We start from the raw sequence: 24,406 nt of genomic DNA, 5'->3' as shown, positions 1-24,406 counted from the left end.
CGTGCTACTCCGCCGCGGGCTGCTCGCCCTCGACTGCGGTGGCCCCGGACTCCTCGGCCGCGCCGGTCTCCTCGGCCACGTCGGGCCCGTCGACCTCCTCGGCCTCACGGCCGGCCTCTGCGTTGCGCGCGATGCCGACGACGGCATCCCGCTTGCCCAGGTTGATCAGTTGGACGCCCATGGTGTCACGGCCGGTTTCCCGGACCTCGCTGACCCGCGTACGGATCACGCCACCGCCGAGCGTGATCGCGAGGATCTCATCGCTCTCCTCGACGACCAGCGCACCGACCAGCGAACCCCGGTCCTCGACGATCTTGGCAGCCTTGATGCCCAGGCCGCCGCGGCCCTGGACGCGGTACTCGTCGACCGGAGTGCGCTTGGCGTAGCCGCCGTCGGTCGCGGTGAAGACGAAGGTGTTCTCCCGGACCACGTTCAGCGAGAGCAGTTGATCGCCCTCGCGGAAGCTCATGCCCTTCACACCGGAGGTGGCACGGCCCATCGGGCGCAGCGCCTCGTCGGTCGCGGTGAACCGGATCGACTGGGCCTTCTTGCTGATCAGCAGCAGGTCGTCGGTCTCCGAGACCAGCTCGGCGCCGATCAGCTCGTCGTCCGTGCCGTCCTCGCGCTCGCGCAGGTTGATCGCGATCACGCCGCCGGAGCGGGGCGAGTCGTAGTCCTTGAGCGGGGTCTTCTTCACCAGACCGCCCTTGGTGGCGAGGACGAGGTAGGGCGCCGCCTCGTAGTCGCGGATGGCCAGGATCTGCGCGATCTGCTCGTCCGGCTGGAAGGCCAGGAGGTTGGCCACGTGCTGGCCCCGCGCGTCCCGTCCGGCGTCCGGGAGTTCGTAGGCCTTGGCGCGGTAGACCCGGCCCTTGTTGGTGAAGAACAGCAGCCAGTGGTGGGTGGTGGAGACGAAGAAGTGGTCGACGATGTCGTCTTCCTTGAGCTTGGCGCCCCGCACGCCCTTGCCGCCGCGCTTCTGCGAGCGGTAGTCGTCGGTCTTCGTCCGCTTCACGTAGCCGCCACGGGTGATGGTGACGACGATGTCCTCTTCGGCGATCAGGTCCTCGATGGACATGTCACCCTCGAAGGGCACCAGCTTGCTGCGCCGGTCGTCGCCGAACTTCTCGACGATCGCGGCCAGTTCCTCGCTGATGATCTGGCGCTGCCGCTCGGGGGAGGCCAGGATCGCGTTGTACTCGCTGATCTTGCGCTGGAGCTCGTCGTGCTCGGCGGTGATCTTCTGGTGCTCCAGGGCGGCCAGCCGGCGGAGCTGCATCTCCAGGATCGCGTTGGCCTGGATCTCGTCGATCTGCAGCAGGCCCATCAGGCCCTCGCGGGCGACCTCGACCGTCTCGCTGCGCCGGATCAGCGCGATGACCTCGTCGATGGCGTCGAGCGCCTTGAGCAGACCGCGCAGGATGTGGGCCCGCTCCTCGGCCTTGCGCAGCCGGAACTTCGTCCGGCGGACGATGACCTCGACCTGGTGCGTGACCCAGTTCCGGATGAAGGCGTCCAGGGAGAGGGTGCGCGGCACGCCGTCGACCAGCGCGAGCATGTTCGCGCCGAAGTTGGTCTGCAGATCGGTGTGCTTGTAGAGGTTGTTGAGCACGACCTTGGCGACCGCGTCCCGCTTGAGGACGATCACCAGTCGCTGGCCGGTGCGCGAGGAGGTCTCGTCACGGACGTCCGCGATGCCGCCGATCCTGCCGTCCTTGACCAGGTCGGCGATCTTCTGCGCGAGGTTGTCCGGGTTGACCTGGTAGGGGAGTTCGGTGACCACCAGGCACTGGCGGTTCTGGATCTCCTCGACCGCCACCACCGCGCGCATCGTGATCGAGCCGCGGCCGGTGCGGTACGCCTCCTCGATGCCCTTGCGGCCCACCACCAACGCGCCGGTGGGGAAGTCCGGGCCCTTGACCCGCTCGATCAGCGCGTCCAGCAGTTCCTCGTTGGACGCCTCCGGATGGGCCAGCGCCCACTGCGCGCCGTCCGCGACCTCCCGCAGGTTGTGCGGCGGGATGTTGGTGGCCATACCGACGGCGATACCGGCCGAGCCGTTGATCAGGAGGTTGGGGAAGCGGGACGGCAGGACCGTCGGCTCCTGGTTGCGGCCGTCGTAGTTGTCCTGGAAGTCGACGGTCTCCTCGTCGATGTCCCGGAGCATCTCCATCGACAGCTGCTTCATCTTGCACTCGGTGTACCGCATGGCCGCGGCCGGGTCGTTGCCCGGAGAACCGAAGTTGCCGTTGGAGTCGACCAGCGGCATCCGCATCGACCACGGCTGCGCGAGGCGGACCAGCGCGTCGTAGATGGAGGTGTCACCGTGCGGGTGGTACGTACCCATGACGTCGCCGACGACGCGGGCGCACTTGTAGAAGCCCTTCTCGGGGCGGTAGCCGCCGTCGTACATCGCGTAGAGCACGCGGCGGTGCACCGGCTTGAGACCGTCGCGGACGTCGGGCAGCGCACGCGAGACGATGACGGACATCGCGTAGTCGAGGTAGGAGCGCTGCATCTCCGTTTCGAGCCCGACGGGCTCGACGCGCATCCCGCCGGCAGCGATGGTGGCGGGCGCGCCCTCGGCGGTCACGCCGTCCGGGGTCACAGGGGGGTTCTCGTCGGCCATGGTGGTTCAAAGTCCTTTCGAGCTGCGGCTGGTGTGCGGGCCGACAGGGCTCAGATGTCGAGGAAACGGACGTCCTTGGCGTTGCGCTGGATGAACGAACGGCGCGCCTCGACGTCCTCGCCCATGAGGACGGAGAACAGGTCGTCCGCGCGGGCCGCGTCGTCCAGCGAGACCTGGCCGAGCACCCGGTGGTCGGCGTCCATGGTCGTCACGCGCAGCTCCTCGGCGTTCATCTCGCCGAGACCCTTGAACCGCTGGATGGAGTCCTCGCGGATCCGCTTGCCGTTCTGCTTGCCGCGCTCGATCAGCGTGTCCCGCTCCGGGTCGGAGTAGGCGTACTCGAAGTCGTCCCGACCCCACTTGATCTTGTACAGCGGCGGGCGGGAGAGGTAGACGTGCCCGGCCTCGACCAGCGGCCGCATGAAGCGGAACAGGAAGGTCAGCAGCAGGGTGTTGATGTGCTGACCGTCGACGTCGGCGTCCGCCATCAAGATGATCTTGTGGTAGCGGAGCTTCTCGATGTCGAAGTCCTCGTGGACCCCGGTACCGAAGGCCGAGATCAGCGCCTGGACCTCGTTGTTCTGCAGGATCTTGTCGACCCTGGCCTTCTCGACGTTCAGGATCTTGCCGCGGATCGGGAGGATCGCCTGGTACTGCGGGTTACGGCCGGACTTGGCCGAGCCGCCGGCGGAGTCACCCTCGACGATGAAGATCTCGCACTTGGTCGGGTCGTTGGACTGGCAGTCGCTCAGCTTGCCGGGCAGCGACGCCGTCTCCAGCAGGCCCTTGCGGCGGGTCAGATCGCGCGCCTTGCGGGCCGCGACCCGGGCGGTGGCCGCCTGGATGCCCTTGCGGATGATGTCCGCGGCCTCGTTGGGGTTGCGGTCCAGCCAGTCGTTGAGGTGCTCGTGGACGACCTTCTGGACGAAGGTCTTCACCTCGGTGTTGCCCAGCTTGGTCTTGGTCTGGCCCTCGAACTGCGGCTCGGCGAGCTTGACCGAGATGATCGCCGTCAGACCCTCGCGGATGTCCTCACCCGTGAGGTTGTCGTCCTTCTCGCGCAGCAGCTTCTTGTCGCGCGCGTAGCGGTTGATCAGTCCGGTCAGCGCAGCGCGGAAGCCCTCCTCGTGGGTACCGCCCTCATGCGTGTGGATGATGTTCGCGAAGCTGTAGACACCCTCGCTGTACTGGGTGTTCCACTGCATCGCGAGGTCGACGGAGAGGTTCCGCTCCTTGTCCTCGGCCTCCACCGAGACCACCGTCGGGTGCACCAGCTCGCCCTTGCGGGAGTTGAGGTACTTCACGAAGTCGACGATGCCGCCCTCGTAGTGGTACCGCACCGAGAGCGGCTTGCCGTCCTCGTCCACGTGGTCCGGCCGCTCGTCCTTGAGCGAGATGGTCAGCCCCTTGTTGAGGAACGCCATCTCCTGGAAGCGCCGGGACAGCGTCTCGAAGCTGTACGTGGTGGTCTCGAAGATCTCGCCGTCGGCCCAGAAGGTGACCGAGGTGCCGTGCTCGTCGGTGGCCTCGTGCTTGGCCAGCGGGGCGGTCGGCACGCCCTGCTTGTACTCCTGGGTCCAGCGGAAGCCGTCGGTGCGGATCTCGACGGCGACCCGGGTCGACAGGGCGTTCACGACGGAGACACCGACACCGTGCAGACCACCGGAGACCGCGTAGCCGCCGCCGCCGAACTTGCCGCCGGCGTGCAGGACCGTCAGCACGACCTCGACGGCCGGCTTGTTCTCGGACGGCACGATGCCGACGGGGATACCGCGGCCGTTGTCGACGACCCGGACACCGCCGTCGGCGAGGATCGTCACCTCGATGGTGTCGGCGTGACCGGCCAGCGCCTCGTCGACGGAGTTGTCGACGACCTCCTGCACCAGGTGGTGCAGACCGCGCTCGCCCGTGGAGCCGATGTACATGCCGGGGCGCTTGCGAACCGCGTCCAGGCCCTCAAGGACGGTGATCGCGCTGGCGTCGTACGACTTCTCCACCGAGGAGTCGCCCACGCCGCCGGCCGACCCCCCCTCTTCGGTAGAAGCCATGTTGATCTCGTTGAGGTCGCCGGAGTCGGCCACGAAGCGCCCTTTCTGGCACAGCACGAGCCCTTCCGCACCTGTTGCGATCTCCCCGCGAAGGACAGGTGGGAGCGGCTCGTCGTTCGACTTGTTCCGCGAGTGGGCGGGATTGCCACCAGTCTACCGGTAGCGCCGACACTCATGGGGGTTTGCAGGCGCCTGAGTCGCCATGTGCCGCCCTGAACTGACGTCCGCCGACTCCCCATATACGAGATGGGGGCCCAGGACGCCCACACGGGCACTCAGCGCTTTGGCATGTCAACCGCCGGCTACCGTGAGCGGAGTCTCATGCATCACACGCGTTTACAAGCTTCGTACGGGAGTGCGTTGTTTCACGTGAAACGGCCCGCGACCAGCCGAGAAAGCGCGAGAGGGGCGGTGTTTCACGTGAAACACCGCCCCTCTCCGGAATGCTCCGTCGCACGGTCGCGCTCAGCCGTAGGTGTCGCCGGGGCCCTTGCTCCCCGGCGCCCGCAGCTGCCCGTACCGGCGCGCGGGACCGCCGGGCCCCAGCACCTTGATCATCTTGACCGTGCCGTGTCCCAGGTCGTCATTGAGGCGGGCCACCAGTTGAGGCGCCAGCAGCCGCAGCTGCGTCGCCCAGGCCGTCGAGTCGCACTGCACCGTCAGGACGCGGGCGTCCTCGTCGTACCGCTGCGGCTCGCAGTGCTGCGCCACCTCGGGCCCCACCATCTGCGGCCAGCGGCCCATCACCCCGCCGACCGCCGCCGGGGCCTCCCAGCCGCGCTCCGTGATGAGGCGGTTGATCGCGGCCCCCAGCGGCAGCGGGTCCCGGCCGTCTGCCCGCGCGCCCGAGCGCAACCCACCACCACGACGGGCCTGCTTCTTCTGCTGCGCGGCCGCGCCCCGGGCGCGCGCCTGCTCCTTGGCGGCGACCAGCGCCTGGCGGGCCAGGTCCACACCCGACAGTTCCGGCGTCTTGGGCCGCTCCGGCTGTGGTTCGGTCACCGGTCCGTCCTCTCTACGGTGCCGCCGGAGACCGCGTACCGCGCCCCGGCCAGCACTCCCGGCACGTCGTCGGCCACCGCGGCGGTCACCAGGACCTGCTCGCCCGGTGCCACCAGCTCCGCCAGCCGCTCCCGGCGCCGCGCGTCCAGCTCCGCGAAGACGTCGTCGAGAACGAGCACCGGCTCATTGCCCTCGGTCCGCAGCAGCTCGTACGACGCCAGCCGCAGCGCCAGCGCGTACGACCAGGACTCGCCGTGGCTGGCATAGCCCTTCGCCGGCAACTGCCCCAGTTTCAGCAGCAGATCGTCGCGGTGCGGTCCGACCAGGGTCACCCCGCGCTCGATCTCGTTCTTGCGGGCCTCGCCCAGCGCCGCCAGCAGCACGCCGTACAGCTCCTCGCGGTTCGAGGCGGCGGCCATCGCCTCGCCCGCGGAACCGCGGTACTCCAGCCCCAACGGCCCGCCGCCCGGCGCCAGCTGCTCGTACGCCTTGTCCGCCAGCGGCCGCAGCGCAGAGATCAAGTCGAGCCGCTGGGCAAGGAGTTCGGCCCCGGCACGGGCCAGATGCTGGTCCCAGACGTCCAGCGTCGACAGGTCCATCTGCCGTCCGCCGTGGCGGCGGGCCAGCGCCGCCGTCTTCAGCAGGGTGTTGCGCTGCTTGAGGACGCGGTCGTAGTCCGCGCGCACGGCCGCCATCCGCGGCGAGCGGGCAGTGATCAGTTCGTCGAGGAATCGCCGGCGCTCGCCGGGGTCGCCCTTGACCAGTGCCAGATCCTCCGGCGCGAACAGCACCGTCCGGACGATTCCCAGTACATCGCGCGGTCTGACCTGCGAAGATCTGTTGATCCGGGCGCGGTTGGCCTTGCCCGGGTTGAGCTCCAACTCCACCAGCTGCTGTCGTTCGCCCTGGATGACGGCGGCCCGGATGATCGCTCGGTCCGCGCCCATCCGCACCAACGGCGCGTCCGAGGAGACCCGGTGGCTGCCGAGCGTGGCGAGGTAGCCGACCGCCTCGACCAGATTCGTCTTGCCCTGCCCGTTGGGTCCCACGAACGCCGTGACGCCCGGGTCGAGCGGGACCTCGACCCGGGCGTACGAGCGGAAGTCGGCGAGCGACAGATGCGATACGTGCATAGCTGGGCGCCGACCTCCCCGGCTGCTGAGCTGGTTGTGCTTACTTCTTGCTCTCGACCGCGTGGCCACCGAACTGGTTGCGCAGCGCGGCGATCATCTTCATCTGCGGGGAGTCGTCCTGGCGGGACGCGAAGCGCGCGAAGAGCGACGCCGTGATCGCCGGCAGCGGCACGGCGTTGTCGATCGCGGCCTCGACCGTCCAGCGGCCCTCGCCGGAGTCCTCGGCGTAACCCCGCAGCTTGTCCAGGTGCTCGTCCTCGTCGAGGGCGTTGACCGCCAGGTCCAGCAGCCAGGAACGGATGACCGTGCCCTCCTGCCAGGACCGGAAGACCTCGCGCACGTCGGTGACCGAGTCGACCTTCTCCAGCAGCTCCCAGCCCTCGGCGTAGGCCTGCATCATCGCGTACTCGATGCCGTTGTGGACCATCTTCGCGAAGTGGCCCGCGCCCACCTTGCCGGCGTGCACGGAGCCGAATTCGCCCTCCGGCTTGAGGGCGTCGAAGATCGGCTGCACCTTGGCGACGTTCTCCGCGTCACCGCCGTACATCAGCGCGTAGCCGTTCTCCAGGCCCCAGACGCCGCCGGAGACACCGCAGTCCACGAAGCCGATGCCCTTGGCGGCCAGCTCCTCGCCGTGCTTCTCGTCCTCGGTCCAGCGGGAGTTACCGCCGTCCACGACGAGGTCGCCGGGCGAGAGCAGCTCGGCCAGCTCGTCGATCGTCGACTGGGTGGCGGCGCCGGCCGGGACCATGACCCAGACCACCCGCGGCCCCTTGAGGCTGTCCACAAGCCCCTTGAGGCTGTCCACATCGGCCAGGTCGGGGTTGCGGTCGTATCCGATGACGGTGTGGCCGGCGCGGCGAATGCGCTCGCGCATGTTGCCGCCCATCTTGCCGAGACCGACGAGACCGAGCTCCATCACAGACCCTCTTTGCACATAGTCGTTGCTGTTCGTACCCGAGCCCGAGCCTACGCCCGAGACCCCGTGCACAGCTGTGGGCTCAGCCGCTCATCAGGGCCTGTCAGCCAGTCGCCGCAAGGGCCCCGGCACACGGCCGGGGCCCGCTCGGTACGAAAGCCGTCCGGCCCCGTCAGCCCGAGAGGCGGACCGGCATGATCAGGTACTTGTAGGCGTCGTCGGCCTCGGCGTCCTTGGCCGGGCGGCCGCTGAGCAGCGCCGGCTTGGTCGACGTGGTGAACGACAGCTGCGCCACCGGGGAGTCGATGGCCGACAGGCCCTCCAGCAGGAAGCCCGGGTTGAAGGCGATCGAGATGTCGTCGCCGTCCAGGTCGGCGTCGACCCTTTCCACAGCCTGTGCATCGTCGCTGGAGCCGGCCTCCAGGATCAGCACGCCCTGCTCGAAGCTCAGCCGCACCGGGGTGTTCCGCTCGGCGACCAGCGCCACACGCTTGACGGCCTCGACGAAGGGGGCGGTCTCGATCACGGCGACGGAGTTGAACTCGGTCGGGAAGAGCGTCCGGTACTTCGGCAGGTCGCCCTCGAGCAGACGGGTCGTGGTCCGCCGGCCGGCGCCCTCGAAACCGATCAGGCCCTCGCCCTGCCCAGAGCCGGACAGCGCCAGCGTGACGGTGTCGCCGCTGCTCAGGGACTTGGCGGTGTCCAGCAGCGTCTTGGCCGGGACCAGGGCGACCGCGGAGGTGTCGGGGCTCTCCGGCTTCCACAGGAACTCGCGGACCGCGAAGCGGTAGCGGTCGGTGGAGGCCAGGGTGACGGTGTCGCCCTCGATCTCGATCCGCACACCGGTGAGCACCGGGAGCGTGTCGTCACGGCCGGCGGCGATGGCCACCTGGGCGGCAGCGGCCGCGAAGACCTCGGCGGAGACGGTGCCGGTGGCGGTGGGCATCGCCGGCAGGGACGGGTACTCCTCCACAGGCAGGGTGTGGAGGGTGAAGCGGGAGGAGCCGCAGACCACGGTCACCCGTACACCGTCGGTGGAAATCTCCACCGGGCGGTTGGGGAGCGCACGGCAGATGTCGGCGAGCAGCCGGCCGGAGACGAGGACGGTGCCCTCTTCTTCCACATCGGCTTCCACCGAAACCCGGGCCGAGACCTCGTAGTCGAAGCCCGAGAGGCTCAGTGCGCCGTTGTCCGCCTTCAGCAGCAGGCCCGCGAGGACGGGCACCGGCGGACGGGCCGGGAGGCTCTTGGCCGCCCAGGCCACTGCCTCCGCGAGTACATCGCGCTCCACCCGGATCTTCACCGGAAACCGCCTCCTGCTGTTGCTGGCTCTCGCCCTGCTGGCTCTTCGTCGTCGGCTGGGTTGCCGGAGACCAGTCTGACGCACGCCGCCGACAGTCGGTGCGGCTCGGGGTCAAGTCGACTCGACCGGGGCGACGGGCTCCGGAGCCGAGTTGTGCACAGGGCCCGATTCGAAGCACATTCCCCGGTAGATATCCGTGGTCGTAGTAGTAGGCCCTGTGGAAACCGTGGACAACTGACTTTTTGCAGGTCAGCGCCGATTTTTTGTCCACCGCCCCTGTGGGTTGAAGCCGTGGATAAGTGGGCCTGGCTGTGGACCGCGCGAAGTTCTGCACACCCCATGCACAGGGCAAGGGCACTTCTCCCCAGTGCCGTCCCCAGGTTTACCCACGTTGCCCACAGCCCAACCCACCACCTTGGTGTGACCGCTTTCACTCGGCGTGGTGAGGGCGGGTGTTGCGTTGCCGAACAGTGGACAGCGGTGTGGAGAAGCTGAGGATCACTGGGGACAACGGCCCTTCACCTGTGGGCAGCCGGTGGACAAGTCCTCAACACCCCTGTGGATGAATCCTCTGTCCACAGCCTGTGGATTACGGTTGGCCACAATTCCACATGCGGTTGACCTCGTCCGATGGTCCGTCAGCAGACCGGCCTGTGGATCTCACAGGGATAACTTTCCTCTCCCCAGGTTGTGGACGGAAGATTCTTGCCCAATCTGTGGAGAGAGGCCGTGACCTCGCCAGGAATCGAACAGAGCCGGCGCGCTCCACAGGTTTGGGAAGACGGCGGACGGTCCGCACGAGCCGGCGACCGGCCGGCGATCCGCCCCGAAACCCGCTCCGCGACGGCTCCGCGCGGTCCGCGGACGTGCCGTACGGCGTCCCCGGGCGCCTCGCCGGCCCCGTACGCCGAAGGGCGCCCCGGGAGCGGATCCCGGGGCGCCCTGGTGGCGGTGGCGGCCGGCGGCAGGCCGCTCGTCAGCCGTTCTTGATGCGGTTGGTCAGCTCGGTGACCTGGTTGTAGATGGAGCGTCGCTCGGCCATCAGCGCGCGGATCTTGCGGTCGGCGTGCATGACGGTGGTGTGGTCCCGGCCGCCGAACTGCGCGCCGATCTTCGGCAGCGAGAGATCGGTGAGCTCCCGGCACAGGTACATCGCGATCTGGCGGGCCGTCACCAGCACCCGGCTGCGCGAGGAACCGCACAGGTCGTCGACGGTCAGCCCGAAGTAGTCGGCGGTCGACGCCATGATCGCCGTCGCGGTGATCTCCGGCGCGGCGTCCTCGCCCCCGGGGATCAGGTCCTTCAGCACGATCTCGGTGAGCCCCAGGTCCACCGGCTGCCGGTTGAGCGACGCGAACGCGGTGACCCGGATCAGCGCGCCCTCCAACTCGCGGATGTTGCGCGAGATCCGGGACGCGATGAACTCCAGCACCTCCGGCGGCGCGTTCAGCTGCTCCTGCACCGCCTTCTTACGGAGGATCGCGATCCGGGTCTCCAGCTCCGGCGGCTGGACGTCCGTGATCAGACCCCACTCGAAGCGGTTGCGCAGCCGGTCCTCCAGGGTGACCAACTGCTTCGGCGGCCGGTCACTGGAGAGCACGATCTGCTTGTTCGCGTTGTGCAGGGTGTTGAAGGTGTGGAAGAACTCCTCCTGCGTCGACTCCTTGCTCGCCAGGAACTGGATGTCGTCGACGAGCAGGATGTCCATGTCGCGGTAGCGCTTGCGGAACGCGTCCGCCTTGCCGTCGCGGATGGAGTTGATGAATTCGTTGGTGAATTCCTCGGAGCTCACGTACCGCACCCGGGTGCCGGGATAGAGGCTGCGGGCGTAGTGCCCGATGGCGTGCAGCAGGTGGGTCTTGCCGAGACCCGACTCCCCGTAGATGAAGAGCGGGTTGTACGCCTTGGCCGGTGCCTCGGCGACCGCGACCGCCGCGGCGTGCGCGAAGCGGTTGGAGGCGCCGATGACGAAGGTGTCGAAGAGGTACTTCGGGTTCAGCCGCGCGGTCGGTTCGCCGGGGCCGGTCGCCGGTGCGGGCTGCGCGGCGAGCGGACCGGGGGCACCACTGGGCGCTGGCAGCGGGGATCCGGGACCGCCCGGCCGACCACCGGGACCGGGGGGCGGAAGCTCGGGGCGGTCGCGGCGCTGCTGGTCGTACGGGGAGCGCGGACCCTCCGAGGGCCGTGGCCCGCTGCGGTCGGGCCCCTGCGCGCGGTAGTCGTTCTGGCGCTGCTGGAGATGGGCGGGCGGCGAGGCGCCGTACGGCTCGCGCCACTGCTCCGTGGACGTCTCGCGGTCGGGGTAGCCGCTGAGGTGCTGCTGCTGCCAGCCGTACTCCTCGCGCGGGCCGACCGCGTCGGTGCGGGAGTGCTGCGGCCACGCCCCGGGCTCGTGCCGGGGCTGTGAGTAGTCGGGGTACGCGGGGCGGACGCTGGGCAGGTCGTCGCCCTGGTGCCCGTAGCCCTGGCGGGAGTCGTGCCGTCCGTCGTAGCCGTCGTACGCGTCGTGCTGCGGGGGCTGGTGTTGGGCCGGTGGGTGCTGGGCGTGCTGCTGCGGCGGCGCGGGCGGCTGGGCCGGCGGCTCCTCGGAGGAGTCGTCGACGGTGATCGCGATCCGGATCGGCCGGCCGCACTCGTGGCTGAGGGCTTCCCCGATCAGCGGCGCCAGCCGGCCTTCGAGCACGCCCTTGGCGAACTCGTTGGGCACGGCGAGCAGTGCGGTGTCCGCGACCAGCGCCAGGGGTTGGGTCCGCTTGAGCCAGTCCTGGTCCTTGGGCTTCAGGCCGTCGGTCTCCGCCCGCAGGAGGTGATCGAGTACACGTGGCCACACTGCGGCAAGATCGGCAGGTACATCAGCCACAGGGCACGCTCTCTCACAGTCCCACGAATGTGTGATTCTCAGGACGGGCGGGAAGGAATTGGAGTTCAGCCACGGTAGTCAGGGCGGGCCTGGGGATTCAAGTTGTTGTCCACAGGCTGTGCATAGTGTGTCCTGGCGGAGGCTCTCCGCACCCTTCGGGAGCTGGTTTGACCGGATGGCGTAGCCCCGCGTACCGTGACCAGGTCGAGTTGTCGATGGCTGCTGCCGCCTGCCTCCGATGGGCAAAGATCGCGTTCTCGTGGTCGTGTAGCGGTGCACTCGGGCGTGGCGAGCTACTCGTGGGCGCACGGTGACAGCTAGTCGACGCCCCACAAATCTGTCTCTCTGAGACAAACAAGTTTCTTGGAGCCCCCGAGTGAGCAAGCGCACCTTCCAGCCGAACAACCGCCGTCGTGCGAAGACCCACGGCTTCCGTCTGCGCATGCGGACCCGCGCCGGCCGCGCGATCCTCGCGACGCGCCGCAGCAAGGGCCGCGCCCGCCTGTCGGCCTGAGCAGCCTGACCTAGGTCCATGACGTGCTGCCTACCGAAAGTCGGCTGAGGCGGCGCGAGGACTTTGCGACCGCGGTACGCCGGGGACGCAGGGCCGGGCGCCCGCTCCTTGTCGTGCATTGTCGTAGCGGTGTAACGGACCCGCACGCGTCGGGGGAACATGTTCCCCCGACGCGTGCGGGTTTCGTCGTGAGCAAGGCCGTTGGCGTTGCGGTCGTCCGCAACAAGGTCAAGCGGCGGCTCCGCCATCTCATGCGCGACCGGCTGGACCGGCTGCCCGCCGGTAGCCTGGTTGTCGTACGGGCCCTGCCCGGCGCGGGTGCGGCGGAGTACGACCAGCTGGCCCGCGACCTGGACGCCGCCTTGGAGCGGCTGCTGGGAGGGGCGCCGAAAGGCCGCAATCCCACCGGGGCGGTGACCGACGGCGGCTGCGCCGCCGGCCCCGGGAAACCCGGACGGGACCCGGGAGGGAGCGCACAGTGAAGTACCCGCTGCTGCTTTTGATCAAGATCTACCAGTGGACCATCAGCCCGCTGTTGGGCCCGGTCTGCAAGTACTACCCGTCGTGTTCGCACTATGGCTATACGGCCATCGATCGGCACGGCGCGGTGAAGGGGACTGCGCTGACCGCCTGGCGCATTCTGCGGTGCAACCCGTGGTCGCTCGGTGGCGTCGACCACGTCCCTCCCCGGAAGCGTCCGGTTTGGCATCAGCGGCTGAGGAGCCGCCTGGGCGGGCCCACCGTCCCTGAGCCTGTCGCCCAGCCCGAGACTCAGCCCAACGCCCAAGGAGCCTGATTCGTGGACACGATCCTCGGTCCTCTTTATTACGCAGTTTCCTGGATCATCGTCCAGTTCCACTCGTTCTACAGTTTGATCTTCAATCCGAACAGTGGAGCTGCGTGGGGTCTGTCCATCGTCTCGCTGGTGGTGCTGATCCGTATCTGCCTGATCCCGCTCTTCGTGAAGCAGATCAAGTCGACGCGGAACATGCAGGCGCTCCAGCCGAAGATGAAGGCGATCCAGGAGCGTTACAAGAGCGACAAGCAGCGCCAGTCCGAAGAGATGATGAAGCTCTACAAGGAGTCGGGCACCAACCCGCTCTCGAGCTGTCTCCCGATCCTGGCGCAGTCTCCGTTCTTCATCTCCCTGTACCAGGTCCTCAGCCACATCGCGCAGAACAAGACCGTCGGCTTCATCGACCCGACGCTGCTGGCGAGCGCGCAGAAGGCGCACATCTTCGGTGCGCCGCTCGCGGCGAAGTTCATGGACAGCGCGGCGAAGATCCAGAGCCTCGGCGCATCGGTGACCGACGTCCGCGTGGTCACGGTCATCATGATCGTCCTGATGTCGGCGTCGCAGTTCTACACCCAGCGCCAGCTGATGACGAAGAACGTCGACCTGACGGTGAAGACGCCGTTCATGCAGCAGCAGAAGATGCTGATGTACGTCTTCCCGGTCATGTTCGCCGTCTTCGGCATCAACTTCCCCGTCGGTGTTCTCGTCTACTGGCTGACCACCAACGTGTGGACCATGGGCCAGCAGATGTTCGTCATCCGCCGCAACCCCACCCCGGGCAGCAAGGCGTTCACCGAGCGTCAGGAGCGGCTGCGCGCCCAGGGCAAGCTGGTCGTGAGCCCCGCCGAGGTCGCAGCGAAGCAGGCCGCCGAGGAGGCGCGCCAGAACCGCCAGCAGCCCAAGCGGCAGACGAAGGCCAAGCGTCAGACCGGCACGGCTGCCGGTGCCCCGAGCGGTTCCGCGCAGAACCGCACGCGGGCGAGTTCGTCGGCGTCTGACACCGAGGCTTCGCAGGACAGTGCGGCCGCGCAGGACGACAAGGGGAAGGGCGGTACGCCTGGCAAGGGTGGCGCCTCCGGATCCCGTAACACCAAGTCCGGGCAGCGCAAGGGCCAGCAGCGCCCCAAGCACCCGTCCAAGAAGTAAGAAGGAGTCCTTACGTGACGGACACGACCCCTGGCACCAAGGGCGCCGACACCCTGAGCCGCCTGGAGCAGGAAGGCGAGATCGCCGCCGACTACCTCGAAGGTCTGCTGGACATCGCGGACCTCGACGGTGACATCGACATGGACGTCGAGGCGGATCGCGCCGCAGTGTCGATCATCGGCGAATCGACCAGCCGTGACCTGCTGAAGCTGGTGGGCCGGGACGGTGAGGTGCTGGAGGCGCTGCAGGAGCTGACGCGCCTCGCGGTGCACCGCGAGACCGGCGACCGCAGCCGTCTGATGCTGGACATCGCCGGCTTCCGGGCGCGTAAGCGCGAGGAACTCGCCAAGGTCGGTGCGAGTGCGGCGGAGGAGGCCAAGAGCACCGGTCAGCCGGTGAAGCTCGACCCGATGACGCCGTTCGAGCGCAAGGTCGTGCACGACGCGGTGGCCGCGGCCGGTCTGCGCAGCGAGTCCGAGGGCGAGGAGCCGCAGCGCTGCGTGGTTGTGCTCCCGGCCTGACGCTTCGCGCTCAGTCTTTCTTTGGCCCCGTCTGCTCGCAGGCGGGGCCAAAACTTGTCAGCCTTCTGTGTTATCCCCGGTCGTAACGCCGGGTTCCCGGCAGGAAAAGCAGTCCAGAGGAAGGGGCGGTTCCCGTGACCGAGGCATCAGCGGAGCTCCCTCCCGCGCCGAAGACGGCGCAGGAGGTATTCGGCGAGCGCTTTCCGGAGGCCGTACGGTACGGCGAACTGCTCGCCGATGCGGGCGTGAGGCGCGGGCTGATCGGTCCGCGCGAGGTGCCGCGGCTGTGGGAGCGGCATCTGTTGAACTGCGCGGTGCTCTCCGAAGTGGTTCCCGAGGGTGTCTCGGTGTGTGATGTGGGTTCGGGGGCCGGGCTGCCCGGTATTCCGCTGGCGCTGGTGCGCCCGGACCTCAAGATCACGCTCCTGGAGCCGTTGCTGCGGCGGACCAACTTCCTTCAGGAGGTCGTCGAGCTGCTCGGGCTGGACCACGTCACGGTCGTGCGGGGCCGCGCGGAAGAGGTCATGGGCAAGCTTCCGCAGGTGCACGTGGTGACCGCGCGGGCCGTCGCGCCGCTCGACCGGCTGGCCGGCTGGGGAGTGCCGCTGCTGCGTCCCTATGGCGAGATGCTGGCGCTCAAGGGCGACACCGCGGAGGAAGAGCTCAAGGCGGCCCGTGCTGCGCTGAGCAAGCTCGGCGTGGTGGATACGTCGATCGTGCACGTCGGTGAGGGCGTGGTGGATCCGCTGTCGACCGTGGTGCGTGTCGAGGTGGGCGAGAGCCCCGGCGGGGTGCGCTTCGCTGCGAAGCGGGCGAAGGCGGCTCGTACGAGCCGGGTGTCGAGGGGTCGCCGGCGCTGATGGCGCGATGCGGGAGGAATCCTGGCCGGCCTCTCCGCGGTGGGCGCAGCCGTCCGCGGAATAGCGGATAGGGCGAATTCCGCAGGTGCCACATAAAGCCACAAGACGGAGTGTCGCGGCTTAATCGGACGCGGCGCTGGCATCGTGTTTCACGTGAAACGTCGTTCTCTGCTGCAAGGGATCATCGGCCGCGGTCGTGCGGCTGCCGCGCCGCACGACCCGAAACCCACACGGGTCACGAAAGTATCCACAGAAGCGGGTTCATCCACAGGAGAACGGACCTCACTGGTTCGCGATACCGAAAGCATGGCAGGCTCTCACCATTGTGAGCCTGATGTCGAGGAGAGTGAATCCTTGCGGTCCGACGCCAACATCGCGGGACCGATGACCGATCCGGTCCCCGGTCCCCGCAACGAGTCGTTCGGGGACGACGTTTCACGTGAAACGCCGCCCCTGATGGACAACACACCGGTAGGTCGCGCAGCGCAGCTGGCGGTAGGGGCCATGGGCCGCGCAGGCGAGGGGCTGCCCCGTCCCGAAGCGACCCGCGTCATGGTGGTCGCCAATCAGAAGGGCGGGGTCGGTAAGACCACCACCACCGTGAACATCGCGGCGTCGCTGGCGCTGCACGGAGCCCGGGTGCTGGTGATTGACCTCGACCCGCAGGGCAATGCGTCGACGGCCCTGGGGATCGACCATCACGCCGATGTGCCGTCCATCTACGACGTGCTGGTCGAGAGCAAGCCGCTCTCCGACGTCGTGCAGCCGGTGGTCGAGGTGGAGGGGCTCTTCTGCGCGCCCGCCACCATCGATCTGGCCGGTGCCGAGATCGAGCTGGTCTCGCTGGTGGCCCGCGAAAGCCGGCTGGACCGCGCTATCAAGGCGTATGAACAGCCGCTGGACTACATCCTCATCGACTGTCCGCCCTCGCTCGGCCTGCTGACCGTCAATGCGTTGGTCGCCGGTGCCGAGGTGCTGATCCCGATCCAGTGCGAGTACTACGCGCTGGAAGGTCTGGGGCAGTTGCTGCGGAACGTTGAACTGGTACGGGGGCATCTCAACCCCAAGCTCCATGTCTCGACGATCCTGCTCACCATGTACGACGGACGTACCCGTCTTGCCTCGCAGGTTGCCGATGAGGTGCGCAGCCACTTCGGCAGTGAGGTGCTCCGGACGAGCATCCCACGCTCGGTACGCATCTCGGAGGCACCCAGCTATGGGCAGACGGTGCTCACCTATGACCCGGGATCCAGTGGCGCACTCTCGTATCTCGAAGCGGCCAGAGAGATTGCGCTGCGGGGGGCCGCACAGCCCGGGGAGCAGGGCCTGAGTGTGAACTACCAAGCACAGCACAGCATCTCGGAGGGGACTCAGTGAGTGAACGACGTAGGGGGCTGGGCCGAGGGCTCGGTGCACTGATCCCCGCCGCACCGCAGAGCACGGACCAGTCCGGGCCAGCGGTGGGAAGGGGAACCACGTCACCGACGTCCGTACCGGTTCTGGCTCCGGATCGCGGAGTGGCGGCCGCCAAGGTGGCCTCGCTGCCGACGCCCGGTGTTTCACGTGAAACAGAAGCTCCGACGGACGCGGAGCATACGCGCGGTCTCCCGGCTGAGGTGGCCGGCGCGCACTTCGCCGAGGTACCGCTGGACGCGATCCGGCCGAACCCGCGGCAGCCGCGCGAAGTCTTCGACGAGGACGCTCTCGCCGAACTGGTCACCTCCATCAAGGAGGTGGGCCTGCTCCAGCCGGTGGTGGTCCGCCAGACGGCACCGGAGCGCTATGAGCTCATCATGGGCGAGCGGCGCTGGCGGGCCTGCCGGGAAGCCGGGCTGGAGAAGATCCCCGCGATCGTGCGGGCCACGGAAGACGAGCGGCTGCTGCTCGACGCACTGCTGGAGAATCTGCACCGGGCACAGCTGAATCCGCTGGAAGAGGCCGCTGCCTACGACCAGTTGCTGCAGGACTTCAAGTGCACCCATGACGAGCTGGCCGACCGGATCGGTCGTTCACGTCCGCAGGTCACCAACACGCTGCGGCTGCTGAAGCTGTCGCCGTCGGTGCAGAAGCGGCTCGCGGCCGGGGTGCTCTCCGCGGGACATGCTCGGGCTCTGCTCTCGGTGGAGGATTCGGAGGAGCAGGACAACCTGGCGCGCCGCATCGTGGCGGAGGGGCTGTCAGTCCGTTCCGTCGAGGAGATCGTGACGCTCATGGGGGCGAGCCCCGAGAGTGCCGGCAAGGCGAAGAAGCCCCGGGCAGGGGCTCGGGTGTCCCCCGCGCTCACCGGTCTTGCCTCCCGGCTGTCCGACCGCTTCGAAACCCGGGTGAAGGTCGATCTTGGTCAGAAGAAGGGGAAGATCGTCGTCGAGTTCGCCTCCATGGACGACCTGGAGCGCATCCTCGGTACCCTTGCTCCGGGCGAGGGCCCTGTCCTGGGAAGCGCCTCGGCCGACGAGAGTGGCGAAGAGCAGTGAGCTGACGTGTGTGGCTCGTGGGCGAGCCGTGTTCCGGAACCGATACCGGAACACGGCTCGCCCTTTGCTTTCTGGCAGTACCCGCGCCCATAAAGGGTGGATACGATGCGATCGGGTATGGCACGCATCCACGTGGAGAGACCTCACATCGAGGAGAGGGCCATGCGATCAGTGAGCCGCACCAGACTGCTGGCGGCGGGGTTCGGCCTCGCAGCCCTCGGAGGGTTCGTTGGTGGTCTGCTCAGGGAGCAGGCGGCGCTGACAGCGCTGCGTGGTGCGGCAGGCGAGGGAAGTGAGGACCCGGTTCCATGGGCCGTCGGCTCGTACCGCTCACGCTGGACAACCTTCCGGATCTCCCCAAGCGCTGTCGCTCCTGCGTCTTCTGGGAGCTCGACCCCGTCAGCGGCGAGGCTGCGGTAAAGGCGGGGCGTCCCGAGCTGGAGAAGGAAGCCTGGATCTCAGCGGTGCTGTTGGAGTGGGGATCCTGCGGGCGCGTTGTCTATGTCGACGATGTGCCGGTGGGGTTCGTCATGTACGCCCCACCGGCCTACGTCCCGCGTTCCACGGCCTTCCCCACCAGTCCGGTGTCGCCGGATGCGGTGCAGTTGCTGACAGCGTGGCTGACTCCTGGCTACCAGGGGCAGGGGCTGGGTCGGGTGATGGTGCAGACGGTGGCCAAAGACCTGATTCAGCGTGGCTTCAAGGCCATTGAGGCGTTCGGCGATGCTCGCTGGACTGAGCCGGCGTGTGTGCTGCCCGCCGATCATCTCCTGGCTGTGGGCTTCAAGACCGTCCGCCCGCATCCCCGTTTTCCGCGGTTGCGGCTCGAACTGCGGACCACGATCTCGTGGAAGGAAGACGTGGAGCTTGCGCTGGACCGTCTGCTTGGAGCCGTGCAGAAGGAGCCCGCACTCCGACCGTTGTAGACGGCCCGCTGCGATGTTTCACGTGAAACATCGCCATGTGTTTCACGTGAAACAGGCCCGCCCCCACGAAGGGAGCGGGCCTGTTTCACGTGAAACGTGACGGCGTGCCTCAGGCGAGGAAGTCCGAGAGGTCGCGCTCGATGGCGGCCTTCGGCTTGGCGCCCACGATGGTCTTGACGACCTCGCCGTCCTTGTAGACGTTCATGGTCGGGATCGACATGACGCCGTACTTGGCGGTGGTCGCCGGGTTCTCGTCGGTGTTCAGCTTCGCGATGACGATCTCGTCATGCTCGGCGGCAATGGCCTCCAGGGACGGGGCAACCTGACGGCACGGGCCGCACCAGGTGGCCCAGAAGTCCACGAGGACGGGCTTGTCGCTCTTGAGGACGACCTCTTCGAAGTTGTCGTCCGTGACGGTCACCGTGGCGCCGGCCATGGCAATCTCCTTACTGGGTGGGTGGTGGGAAAGCTGGGGTGCGCGGGTCAGGCGGACGCGGTCTTCTCCGGCTCGGCCGTGGCCTCGCCGTCCGAGAGCGCCGCGAGGAACCGCTCGGCGTCGAGGGCGGAGGAGCAGCCCGTGCCGGCAGCGGTGATCGCCTGGCGGTAGGTGTGGTCGACGACATCGCCGGCCGCGAAGACGCCCGCGAGGTTCGTCCGGGTGCTTGGCGCATCGACCTTGAGGTAACCCTCGTCGTCGAGGTTCAGCTGGCCCTTGAACAGCTCGGTGCGCGGGTCGTGACCGATCGCGATGAAGAGGCCGGTGACCGGAAGCTCGGAGTTCTCGCCCGTCTTGACGTTGCGCAGCGTCAGGCCGGAGAGCTTGTTCTCGCCGTGAATCTCGGCGACCTCGCTGTCCCATACGAACTTGATCTTCGGGTCGGCGAAGGCACGCTCCTGCATCGCCTTGCTCGCCCGCAGGGTGTCGCGGCGGTGGACGACCGTGACGGACTTGGCGAAGCGGGAGAGGAAGGTCGCCTCTTCCAGCGCCGTGTCGCCACCGCCGATAACGGCGATGTCCTGGTCCTTGAAGAAGAATCCGTCGCAGGTCGCGCACCAGGAGACGCCACGGCCGGACAGTTCGTCCTCGCGCGGCAGACCGAGCTTGCGGTGCTGAGAACCGGTGGTGACGATGACCGCCTTGGCGCGGTGCACCGTGCCCGCGGTGTCGGTGACGGTCTTGATCTCCTCGCTGAGGTCGACCGAGACGATGTCGTCCGGCACCAGCTCGGCGCCGAAGCGTTCCGCCTGGGCGCGCATGTTGTCCATCAGATCCGGACCCATGATGCCGTCGCGAAAACCGGGGAAGTTCTCCACGTCGGTGGTGTTCATCAGCGCACCGCCGGCGGTGACGGCGCCTTCGAAGACGAGCGGCTTCAGGGACGCGCGGGCGGTGTAGAGCGCTGCGGTATAGCCCGCGGGCCCGGAGCCGATGATGATCACGTTGCGGACGTCGCTCACGGGTGTCTTCCTTGTCTCTGCCGACGGCTTGCTGGGGTCTCGGAACTCTCACCCCACCCAACGGATCCTAAGGGGCGAGCATTCCCGGAGTGCCACAGCGCACATCTCGCCGCTCAGTCTCGCTTATACGAGTGGGTCAGCAGAACCTTCCCAGGAGCCGGCGGACTGGTCGAGATGCAGGAGGCAGTGACGACGTAAGCGGAGACGCTCTTCGGGTCCGACGGGTGCGGCAGCACGACGAGGAATGCGTCCTTGCCCTCATAGATGTTGCGGGTGGAGGCCAGCGGCTTCTCGGTGCGACCGATGCCCTGCCGTACACACGAGGGAACGGTGTCCGCCTCGCCCCGCAGTGGAGTCTCGGGGGAGCTGCGGGTACCGATCTCCGGCGTCTTCTGCGCCTTCTTCGTGGCGAGCAGCTTGTGGACGTCCGACCCGAGCGTCGCGGCGGTCAGACCCGCTGGGGTTCTCCCACTCACAGTCGAGGAGCCGTCCTGCTTGGTGGCCTGGAAGCCGCTGGTGCCGGCGCTCTGGATGAGCAGCCCGCCCACTCCGAGTACCGCCGCCGCGGCTGCCGTGCCGAGCAGGACCCGAGGCCACCGTCGGGAGCGCGACGAACGGCGCCCCGGCGTCTGCCGGCCCGGCCCGCAAGCGCCGCGGCCCCGTCCGATCGACGGCGCGGACGCAGCTGCTCGGAGCGGCGTCTGCACGCTGGTTTCACGTGAAACGGCGGCATCCGCGGCCGATGTTTCACGTGAAACCAAAGCCGGGCTGGTCGATGTTTCACGTGAAACAGACGCGGGGCTTGGCGATGTTTCACGTGAAACCGAGCCGAGGGAGGGCGATGTTTCACGTGAAACGAGAGGCTCGCCCTCGGCGGTGGTGGAGTCCAGCAGTGCCTCAGCGGCAAGAGCCGCATCGATGCGCTCGGCGACGTCGGCCGGCATCCGCGTCGGGCCGGGGAGCGTACCGAGGAGCCCTCGGATCTCCTCCAAAGAGGCAAAGACGTCCTCGCACAGTGCGCAGCCGGCGAGATGATCCCGCAGATCCGCGGTGTGTGAGGGGGAGAGCAGCCCGTCCGTGAGATCGGAGATCTCGGAGACCTCCGGGTGCTCGCCTGCGCCGGTCGTCGACGTCACGCTCGCCCACCTCCGCCCTTCACGGCACCTGTGCCCTTCGGTCCTGCCGTCGGTGGGACGGATGTCCCCTGCGCCCGGTTCCTTCCCCCGCTCGCGGGATTGCTACCCCCGCCGTCGCCGCGCAGATGGGTGACCAAGGGCAATAGCCGAGCTCGCCCTCGTGAGCAGCGGCTTTTCACCGTTCCGGTCGGTACATCGAGAATCTCAGCGGCCTCCGCGACGGAATATCCCTGCATGTCGACGAGCACGAGAGCGGCACGCTGCTCCTCGGGGAGGGTGCGCAGCGCGATGAGGAGTTCACGGTGCAGGTCCTGGCGTTCGGCCGGGAGCGCCGCGGATTCTTCGGGTTCGAGGAGCTGCTCCAAGCGCTCGGTCTCGGCGACCGGGGAGGTGCGTCGCGAGGCGGCCTTGCGGGCCCGGTCCAGACAGGCGTTGACCGTGATGCGGTGCAGCCAGGTCGTCACGGCCGACTGGCCTCGGAAGGAGTGCGCGGCGCGATAGGCGGAGACCAGCGCGTCCTGCACGGCATCAGCGGCTTCTTCGCGATCGCCGAGGGTGCGTAAAGCCACGGCCCAGAGCCGGTCACGGTGCCGCCGGACGATCTCCCCGAACGCATCGGGGTCGCCTTTCACGTGCAGCGCGAGGAGATCAGCGTCGGTTGGTGTCGAAGCCTTGTCGCTGTCGGTGGACACGGGCCCCCCGGCCGTAGCTGCCTGATCTCGGTCCCATTGAAGCCCGCCGGGTGACGAATGTAAATGCTGGGAAAGGCACCTCGCCGACCGGAAACGATCTCTGCGAACCGAAGGGCGTAGGTACGGGCGCCGGCCTCTCGGCCGATCGATCTCCGTGCCCACGCCCTTCTCGGATGGAGCGCGTGCTCAGCCTCAGCTGGTGAAGGAAACCTCGGTTACGCCCTGCTTGTAGCCGGGGCCGCTGTAGGTGTCCTGCGGTGAATAGGGCATCGCGGTGATCCACACGACGACGTAGCGCGCCTTCGCCGGTGTTTTGAGCGTGACCTTGGCGGTGCTTCCCGAGGTCTTGGCCGTACCGAGTTCCTGCATGGAGCTCAGCGGCTCGGACGGTGAGAGGGAATCGGCGGCGTAGAGCGTCACCGTCGTGTGGTCACCGGTGTAGTGCAGCCCGATGGAAGCGGTGCTTATCTGCTGCTTCGAGCCGAGGTCGTAGACCAGCCCGACACCCTTCTTGAAGGCCGGATTGAGATCGGGGCCCTCGTGATAGCTCTTGCTGCGCCAGTACGTCGCGGGGTCCCCGTCGTAGGTGTTCCGCGCCTCGTCGGGGTGCTGCGGTTGGCCGTCCGGGTAGTACTCCGCGCCGTCCACGATCTTGATCGTCTTGCCGTCGGGCCTCTTGGCGCCCCCGCCGGTGGTCTGCGAGTTCCCCTGGGTGTCCTGGTCGCCCTCCCGCTTGAGCAGGGTGTCCGCCAGCTGCCAGCTGCCCAGGCCCAGCGCCGCGATCAGCAGTGCGGAAACCGACCACTTCAGCGCCTTGCCGGTGCGGCTCTGGAGCGGGGGCGGCGGTGTGACGACGGGCTGCGTCGCCTGCACCGACTGGCCGTTGCGGGCCCCAGGCTGGCCGTAGGAGCCCTGCTGGAAACCCGTGCGCTGGTACGGCGGCGGGGTCGAGAACGCGGTCTCCGGAGGACGGATGCGCGGCATCGCGGCGACCGCCTTGGCCAGTTCCTCCGGCGTGGTGCACGGCGGCTCCTGGCGGGACGCGGTGGCCCCGTCGTTGACCAGTGCCCGCATGGCGAGCTCGGACAGCCCCCGGTGCACGCCCGCGCGCACCTGGTCCGGCGCGATCAGGCCGACGCCCTTGGGCAGGCCGGCGAGGCCGTAGGCGTCGTTCTCGTACGGCCAGCGCTGGGTGAGGGCGGCGTACAGCAGTGCGCCGATCGCCTCGGTGTCCGTGCGCTGCGGGTGCTCGCAGGTGATGCCGCGCAGCGCCGCCATGACGGCGAGGCCGCGGATGCGGTACTGCCCGGATTCCGTGCGCAGCACCGAGCCGGGGGTGAGCCGCAGATGGGACAAGCCCTCGCGGTGGGCGGCGGCCATGGCCTGGGAGACCTGGCTGACCAGCTGGTAGGCGTCGTGGGGTTCGAGCGGACCGTTGGCGAGGACCGTGGCCAGCTCGGTGGCGTCCGGCAGCCACTCGTGGACGACGTAGACCAGGTCGTTGTCCTCGACGGCGTCGAGGACCTGGACGAACCGGGGGTCGCCGAGGAGCGCGGAGGCTCGGGCGGCCGAGAGCACCGGACGGGCCCTGGGGTGGTCCGAGGGGAGGATGTGCACGCCGACGGCCCGCCGCAGCTTTTCATCGACGGCGCGCCAGCTGCTGAATCCGTCCAGACGGGTGACGCACTCCTCAAGTCGATAACGTCTGGCGAGTTTGTGGCCGCTGTGGAGTTCCGGCGGCTTGGAATCGGTCGCCTCGGCACGCTCTTCTTCAGTGCGTGCGGTGTCCTTTTCCTTGCTGGATACCTTCTCGGCCTCCGCACCGTCGTCCGTGGCCTGACCCGCCTTGGCGGTCAGCGGCTCCTCGCCGCTCGTGTCGGCCACGTCGACGGCAGCCGTGCTCCGTTCCGCCACCGTCGTTCCTGCCTCCCCATCCGTTGCAGGCTCAATGAGCCAAGACAATTGTGCCCACAGTCCGCCACTATGCAC

The 24,406-nt window shown here is 68.2% G+C and carries 20 protein-coding genes and 1 pseudogene; 9 read left to right on the top strand and 12 right to left on the bottom strand.

Going from position 1 to position 24,406, the window contains the following annotated elements; all coding sequences use genetic code 11:
* Positions 1 to 4: 4 nt before the first annotated feature.
* The 7 genes from gyrA to dnaA all read right to left on the bottom strand — a co-directional run bounded on the left by gyrA (position 5) and on the right by dnaA (position 11,894).
* Positions 5 to 2,629, bottom strand: coding sequence for a DNA gyrase subunit A (gyrA, locus tag ACFVT2_RS02050; protein WP_390010940.1), 2,625 nt, complete (start codon positions 2,627 to 2,629; stop codon positions 5 to 7).
* 50 nt (positions 2,630 to 2,679) lie between these two features.
* Complete coding sequence (gene gyrB / locus ACFVT2_RS02045) at positions 2,680 to 4,734, bottom strand: DNA topoisomerase (ATP-hydrolyzing) subunit B (protein WP_390010938.1); 2,055 nt, start codon at positions 4,732 to 4,734, stop codon at positions 2,680 to 2,682.
* Between the two features lie 408 nt (positions 4,735 to 5,142).
* Entirely contained in the window at positions 5,143 to 5,679 is a 537-nt protein-coding gene (locus ACFVT2_RS02040) for a DUF721 domain-containing protein (protein ID WP_390010937.1), read from the bottom strand.
* Positions 5,676 to 6,812 carry a DNA replication/repair protein RecF gene (gene recF / locus ACFVT2_RS02035; RefSeq protein ID WP_390010935.1) on the bottom strand — a complete coding sequence of 379 codons (1,137 nt, stop codon included), beginning with the start codon at positions 6,810 to 6,812 and terminating at the stop codon, positions 5,676 to 5,678. The genes ACFVT2_RS02040 and recF overlap by 4 nt, the downstream gene beginning before the upstream one ends.
* A 40-nt stretch (positions 6,813 to 6,852) precedes the next feature.
* On the bottom strand, positions 6,853 to 7,731 hold the full coding sequence (gnd, locus tag ACFVT2_RS02030) for a phosphogluconate dehydrogenase (NAD(+)-dependent, decarboxylating) (RefSeq protein WP_390010934.1): 879 nt from the start codon (positions 7,729 to 7,731) through the stop codon (positions 6,853 to 6,855).
* Positions 7,732 to 7,903: 172 nt separating this feature from the next.
* Positions 7,904 to 9,034 (bottom strand): DNA polymerase III subunit beta, encoded by a 1,131-nt coding sequence (gene dnaN / locus ACFVT2_RS02025; RefSeq protein ID WP_390010932.1) that lies wholly within the window; start codon positions 9,032 to 9,034, stop codon positions 7,904 to 7,906.
* A gap of 976 nt (positions 9,035 to 10,010) precedes the next feature.
* Complete coding sequence (gene dnaA, locus ACFVT2_RS02020) at positions 10,011 to 11,894, bottom strand: chromosomal replication initiator protein DnaA (RefSeq protein ID WP_390010930.1); 1,884 nt, start codon at positions 11,892 to 11,894, stop codon at positions 10,011 to 10,013.
* A 376-nt stretch (positions 11,895 to 12,270) separates the two neighbouring features.
* On the opposite strand from dnaA, the gene rpmH reads away from it, so the two are divergent.
* From rpmH to ACFVT2_RS01975, 9 genes and pseudogenes are all read left to right on the top strand, one after another.
* Positions 12,271 to 12,408 (top strand): 50S ribosomal protein L34, encoded by a 138-nt coding sequence (rpmH, locus tag ACFVT2_RS02015; RefSeq protein WP_003975051.1) that lies wholly within the window; start codon positions 12,271 to 12,273, stop codon positions 12,406 to 12,408.
* 23 nt (positions 12,409 to 12,431) lie between these two features.
* Positions 12,432 to 12,800, top strand: a pseudogene (gene rnpA, locus ACFVT2_RS02010) (ribonuclease P protein component); the annotation flags it as partial.
* A gap of 86 nt (positions 12,801 to 12,886) precedes the next feature.
* Complete coding sequence (gene yidD / locus ACFVT2_RS02005) at positions 12,887 to 13,204, top strand: membrane protein insertion efficiency factor YidD (protein WP_006604423.1); 318 nt, start codon at positions 12,887 to 12,889, stop codon at positions 13,202 to 13,204.
* A 3-nt stretch (positions 13,205 to 13,207) separates the two neighbouring features.
* The gene (gene yidC, locus ACFVT2_RS02000; RefSeq protein WP_390010928.1) at positions 13,208 to 14,350 is read left to right on the top strand and encodes a membrane protein insertase YidC; all 1,143 of its coding nucleotides are present in this window, start codon (positions 13,208 to 13,210) and stop codon (positions 14,348 to 14,350) included.
* A gap of 14 nt (positions 14,351 to 14,364) precedes the next feature.
* Entirely contained in the window at positions 14,365 to 14,871 is a 507-nt protein-coding gene (locus tag ACFVT2_RS01995) for a protein jag (protein ID WP_390010926.1), read from the top strand.
* Between the two features lie 134 nt (positions 14,872 to 15,005).
* On the top strand, positions 15,006 to 15,731 hold the full coding sequence (rsmG, locus tag ACFVT2_RS01990) for a 16S rRNA (guanine(527)-N(7))-methyltransferase RsmG (protein ID WP_390010924.1): 726 nt from the start codon (positions 15,006 to 15,008) through the stop codon (positions 15,729 to 15,731).
* A gap of 306 nt (positions 15,732 to 16,037) precedes the next feature.
* Complete coding sequence (locus ACFVT2_RS01985) at positions 16,038 to 17,108, top strand: ParA family protein (RefSeq protein WP_390011229.1); 1,071 nt, start codon at positions 16,038 to 16,040, stop codon at positions 17,106 to 17,108.
* Positions 17,105 to 18,205 carry a ParB/RepB/Spo0J family partition protein gene (locus ACFVT2_RS01980; RefSeq protein ID WP_390010922.1) on the top strand — a complete coding sequence of 367 codons (1,101 nt, stop codon included), beginning with the start codon at positions 17,105 to 17,107 and terminating at the stop codon, positions 18,203 to 18,205. Before ACFVT2_RS01985 ends, ACFVT2_RS01980 begins: the two co-directional genes overlap by 4 nt.
* 308 nt (positions 18,206 to 18,513) lie before the next feature.
* Positions 18,514 to 19,131, top strand: a complete 618-nt coding sequence (locus tag ACFVT2_RS01975) for a GNAT family N-acetyltransferase (RefSeq protein ID WP_390010920.1) — start codon at positions 18,514 to 18,516, stop codon at positions 19,129 to 19,131.
* A gap of 109 nt (positions 19,132 to 19,240) precedes the next feature.
* On the opposite strand, the gene trxA is transcribed toward ACFVT2_RS01975, so the two are convergent.
* The 5 genes from trxA to ACFVT2_RS01950 form a co-directional block, all read right to left on the bottom strand.
* Positions 19,241 to 19,567 (bottom strand): thioredoxin, encoded by a 327-nt coding sequence (trxA, locus tag ACFVT2_RS01970; protein WP_390010918.1) that lies wholly within the window; start codon positions 19,565 to 19,567, stop codon positions 19,241 to 19,243.
* 47 nt (positions 19,568 to 19,614) lie between these two features.
* Positions 19,615 to 20,589: a thioredoxin-disulfide reductase gene (gene trxB, locus ACFVT2_RS01965; RefSeq protein ID WP_390010916.1), complete on the bottom strand. Its 975-nt coding sequence runs from the start codon at positions 20,587 to 20,589 to the stop codon at positions 19,615 to 19,617.
* Between the two features lie 113 nt (positions 20,590 to 20,702).
* On the bottom strand, positions 20,703 to 21,725 hold the full coding sequence (locus tag ACFVT2_RS01960; RefSeq protein WP_390010914.1) for an anti-sigma factor family protein: 1,023 nt from the start codon (positions 21,723 to 21,725) through the stop codon (positions 20,703 to 20,705).
* A complete protein-coding gene (gene sigM, locus ACFVT2_RS01955) occupies positions 21,722 to 22,417 on the bottom strand; it encodes an RNA polymerase sigma factor SigM (RefSeq protein WP_100600789.1) in 696 nt (231 codons plus the stop codon). The genes ACFVT2_RS01960 and sigM overlap by 4 nt, the downstream gene beginning before the upstream one ends.
* Before the next feature lie 192 nt (positions 22,418 to 22,609).
* Positions 22,610 to 24,331, bottom strand: coding sequence for a protein kinase family protein (locus tag ACFVT2_RS01950; RefSeq protein WP_390010912.1), 1,722 nt, complete (start codon positions 24,329 to 24,331; stop codon positions 22,610 to 22,612).
* Positions 24,332 to 24,406 lie beyond the last annotated feature (75 nt).

Source organism: Streptomyces sp. NPDC058000, from assembly GCF_042886435.1.
Classification (GTDB): domain Bacteria; phylum Actinomycetota; class Actinomycetes; order Streptomycetales; family Streptomycetaceae; genus Streptomyces.
The sequence above is the reverse complement of the archived record's forward strand: the minus strand, read 5'-3'. Positions and strand labels throughout refer to the sequence as shown.

What these genes read in the sequence shown, in the direction of transcription:
- gyrA (WP_390010940.1), bottom strand. Translation starts at nt 2,629, where the DNA reads ATGGCCGACGAGAACCCCCCTGTGACCCCGGACGGCGTGACCGCCGAG.
- gnd (WP_390010934.1), bottom strand. Translation starts at nt 7,731, where the DNA reads ATGGAGCTCGGTCTCGTCGGTCTCGGCAAGATGGGCGGCAACATGCGC.
- ACFVT2_RS01985 (WP_390011229.1), top strand. Translation starts at nt 16,038, where the DNA reads ATGGCAGGCTCTCACCATTGTGAGCCTGATGTCGAGGAGAGTGAATCC.
- ACFVT2_RS01975 (WP_390010920.1), top strand. Translation starts at nt 18,514, where the DNA reads ATGGGCCGTCGGCTCGTACCGCTCACGCTGGACAACCTTCCGGATCTC.
- recF (WP_390010935.1), bottom strand. Translation starts at nt 6,812, where the DNA reads ATGCACGTATCGCATCTGTCGCTCGCCGACTTCCGCTCGTACGCCCGG.
- trxA (WP_390010918.1), bottom strand. Translation starts at nt 19,567, where the DNA reads ATGGCCGGCGCCACGGTGACCGTCACGGACGACAACTTCGAAGAGGTC.